This is a genomic window from Neisseria sp. P0021.S005 (assembly GCF_051956955.1).
Genome location: NZ_JBQCWY010000485.1, coordinates 1 through 2,298 on the forward strand (window position 1 = coordinate 1; position 2,298 = coordinate 2,298).

Sequence of the window (2,298 nt, forward strand, 5' to 3'; positions counted from 1 at the left end):
CGCGTGACCCAAAAAGTCAGCACGACCGTCGGCGTACAAAAAGTCGTGACCCTCTATCAAAACTACGTTGCCAACTGATTCACAGGCAACCCGGGGCCGTCTGAATATTCAGACGGCCATTCCTCCAACGATTACCCGACCCATCATGTCAAAGAATAATAAAACTCCTTTCCAACTTAAGCCCAAACACCTAATCCGCGCTTTATTCCTTGTCAGCTTTATCGCCGTCGCAGCCCTTGTTGCCGGCGTATTCAGCACCCTAAACTCCGGTAAAACCGACGTACCAGAAAAAAGCCCTGCCGAACAAACCGACACACGCATTGAAGTTTGGCGCCCCAACGGCGCAGTCGAACCTGAAACCGTTCAACCTGCCAAAGACGGCGACGCAAAAACCGCCTCCGGCAATCCTGTCGTCCCACAAGACGAAAAAGGCGAAAAAGCGGAAGAAGGTGTAAAAACCGACCGCCCCACTACACACCGCAGCAAACGCACAGAAAACAAACGCGTTGAAGCCGACAAATCAGAAAACACACAATCCGACAACAGCAGCCCTGCCGCTCAAAACACACCTCAAACAGACAGCCAGCCGGTAGAAAACAAATCGGCAAAAGCCAAAGCCCCCGAGTCCAAACCGACTCCCAAAGCCGAGCCTGAGGCCAAACCGACTCCCAAAGCCGAACCTGAGGCCAAACCACAAGCCAAACCGCGCAATAAAGACAATCTCGACAACCTGTTTTAAACAGACGGCACACCCGTCCCGTTCAGACGGCCCCCATGCCGTCTGAAACAAGAAGGAAACCTCATGGACAAAGTCATCATCAAAACCCCCGAAGAAATCGAAAAAATGCGCGAACTCGGCCGCTTGGTCGCCGAAGCCCTCGATTACATCGGCCAATTCGTCAAACCCGGCGTCACCACCAACGAAATCGACAAACTCGTTTACGATTACCACGTCAACGTTCAAGGCGGTTATCCCGCCCCCCTCAACTACGGCAACCCGCCCTACCCGAAATCCTGCTGTACCTCCGTCAACCACGTCATCTGCCACGGCATTCCCGATGACAAGCCGCTGAAAGAAGGCGACATCGTCAACATCGACCTGACCATTAAAAAAGACGGCTTCCACGGCGATTCCAGCCGCATGTTTACCGTTGGCAAAGTCTCCCCGATTGCCCAGCGCCTGATCGACGTGACCCACGCCTCCATGATGGCGGGTATCGAAGCAGTCAAACCCGGCGCCACCCTCGGCGATGTCGGCTATGCCTGCCAACAGGTTGCCGAAAATGCCGGCTACTCCGTAGTTCAAGAATTCTGCGGCCACGGCATCGGCCGCGGTTTCCACGAAGCGCCGCAAGTGGTCCACTACGGCCGCAAAGGTCAGGGCCTCGTCCTCAAACCGGGTATGATTTTTACCATCGAGCCGATGATCAACCAAGGCAAACGCCACCTGCGCATCCTGAACGACGGTTGGACAGTGGTCACCAAAGACCGCTCCCTTTCCGCCCAATGGGAACACGAAGTCTTGGTTACCGAAACCGGCTACGAAATCCTCACCATCAGCCCTGCCACCGGCAAGCCTTAAACTTGAAAAATTTTCAGGCCGTCTGAAAATACAGATTCAGACGGCCTGAAATTTATCCGTTTTCCCGACCCGTCAAACCGAATAAAAGCTCAAAATTAAGTTTTTACCCATAATGAATTGTTTAGTTGTGTAAAAATTTGCCCACGCCATATTTAAGATAATCGCATAATTTGATGATTTATATGCCAAAAATTATACGAAATAATGAATTAAGAAATATTTACACAAATTATGGCAAACAGCGGCAAACTTCTTTCGAATATACTGTCTAATTATCTAGATCAGTCATTTGCAATACGCCCACATATCACCCCAAAAGCCTACAGGAAAAGGGATGCCGGCATTCTTGCAGACCCATTTTTATGCCTAGAGGCATGCAACAAATACCACAATAAGGAAGATTCATGAAATCGTTCGAAAAAATTGAAAACATCCGCGATATCCGTAAAAAACTCGGCCTGAACCAAATGGACTTCTGGAGCCGCATTGGTGTGACTCAATCCGGTGGTTCCCGTTACGAATCCGGCCGCAATATGCCTAAACCTGTACGCGAATTGCTGCGTTTGGTACATATCGAGCGCGTAGATTTAGCTAAAGTCAACCGTGACGACTTGGCCGTTGCTTCCCTGCTGAAAAACCGCGACCCTGAGTTGTACGCTTCTCTGAAAAAAGAAGCCAAAGCCGACAACAAAGGCAAATAATCAAGCCATTCAAAA

The 2,298-nt window shown here is 50.3% G+C and carries 3 protein-coding genes and 1 pseudogene; all 4 read left to right on the plus strand.

Annotated elements, in window-relative coordinates; genetic code table 11:
- A pseudogene (locus ACTHUE_RS15900) lies at positions 1–78 on the plus strand (BON domain-containing protein); the annotation flags it as partial.
- Positions 79–145: 67 nt separating this feature from the next.
- Complete coding sequence (locus tag ACTHUE_RS15905; RefSeq protein WP_070649309.1) at positions 146–739, plus strand: hypothetical protein; 594 nt, start codon at positions 146–148, stop codon at positions 737–739.
- Positions 740–781: 42 nt separating this feature from the next.
- Positions 782–1,582 (plus strand): type I methionyl aminopeptidase, encoded by an 801-nt coding sequence (gene map, locus ACTHUE_RS15910; protein WP_223168906.1) that lies wholly within the window; start codon positions 782–784, stop codon positions 1,580–1,582.
- 404 nt (positions 1,583–1,986) lie between these two features.
- Complete coding sequence (locus ACTHUE_RS15915) at positions 1,987–2,283, plus strand: helix-turn-helix domain-containing protein (RefSeq protein ID WP_003680641.1); 297 nt, start codon at positions 1,987–1,989, stop codon at positions 2,281–2,283.
- Positions 2,284–2,298 lie beyond the last annotated feature (15 nt).

Coding starts and splice junctions, on each gene's coding strand:
- ACTHUE_RS15905 (WP_070649309.1), top strand. CDS start 146: ATGTCAAAGAATAATAAAACTCCTTTCCAACTTAAGCCCAAACACCTA.
- ACTHUE_RS15915 (WP_003680641.1), top strand. CDS start 1,987: ATGAAATCGTTCGAAAAAATTGAAAACATCCGCGATATCCGTAAAAAA.